Annotated in this window: 1 protein-coding gene; it reads left to right on the plus strand. The window is 64.0% G+C overall.

Annotated elements, in window-relative coordinates; genetic code table 11:
• Positions 1 to 311: 311 nt before the first annotated feature.
• On the plus strand, positions 312 to 1024 hold a 713-nt coding region (locus EOA24_RS39150; protein ID WP_127410890.1), incomplete at its 3' end, for a sulfurtransferase/chromate resistance protein.

The following is a 1024-nucleotide window of genomic DNA, read 5'->3' on the forward strand; positions in this document are numbered from 1 at the left end:
CTGCCGATGGATGGCGGCTGGACCGCGCAGTAGGGCAAAGGTCGTTTCAGGGAAGGGCGGAGCGGAGCTCGCGTCCTCATAGAGCAGTTCACCGTTTCACGGAAACAGTGAACCGCTCTATCTCTCTGTTTTTGCGCAATTCCGGACGGAAAACCGCTCACACTTTTCCTGGAATTGCTCTAGGCAATTTGATTTCTTGACAATCGCAGGGGACCGTTCCAGCATTCCCGTAAGGGGTTCCCCGCGATGACCCCGTGAGGCGTCAGCCCAACGATCGCGTCCAGACTCTCTCTGTTCAGGAGGTGGACGCCATGCCGTCAACAACCGCAATCACTGTTCCGCAGCTTTCCCGTCTCGTCGGCTTGCCCGACACGCCTTGCCTGGTCGATGTGCGCACCGACGAGGATTATGAAATCGACCCGCGCCTGCTGCCGGCGTCTTGCCGGCGCGATTTCAGAACCGTCTCGACCTGGGCCGCCGAGTTCTCCGGAGCAAAAGTCGCCGTCATTTGCCAGAGGGGGCAGAAACTCTCGCAAGGCGTTGCCGCATGGCTGCGCCATGAAGGCATTGCGGCGGAGTCGCTGGAAGGCGGCTTCGAGGCCTGGGTCGCCGCCAAGGCGCCATTGGTCAGCGCCGGTGCGATCCCGCCGCGCGACGAAATGGGGCGTACCGTGTGGGTCACGCGTTCGCGGCCGAAGGTCGACCGCATCGCCTGCCCCTGGCTGATCCGCCGTTTCGTCGATCCCGATGCGGTGTTCCTGTTCGTCGATCCGGCCGAGGTGCCTCTGGTGGCCGATCGCTTCGGCGCGGTTCCCTTCGACATCGAAGGCGTGTTCTGGAGCCATCGCGGCGATCGCTGCAGCTTCGACACGATGATCGAGGAATTCGGCCTGGGCGTCGACGCGCTCGACCGACTGGCGCTGATCGTGCGCGCCGCCGATACAGCGCGGCTCGACCTCGCGCCGCAGGCGGCCGGCTTCCTCGCTGCCTCGCTCGGCCTGTCGCGCATGTTTCGCGACGATCT

Origin of the sequence: Mesorhizobium sp. M2A.F.Ca.ET.039.01.1.1 (genome assembly GCF_003998035.1) — a bacterium.
In the GTDB taxonomy this organism is placed as follows: Bacteria; Pseudomonadota; Alphaproteobacteria; order Rhizobiales; family Rhizobiaceae; genus Mesorhizobium.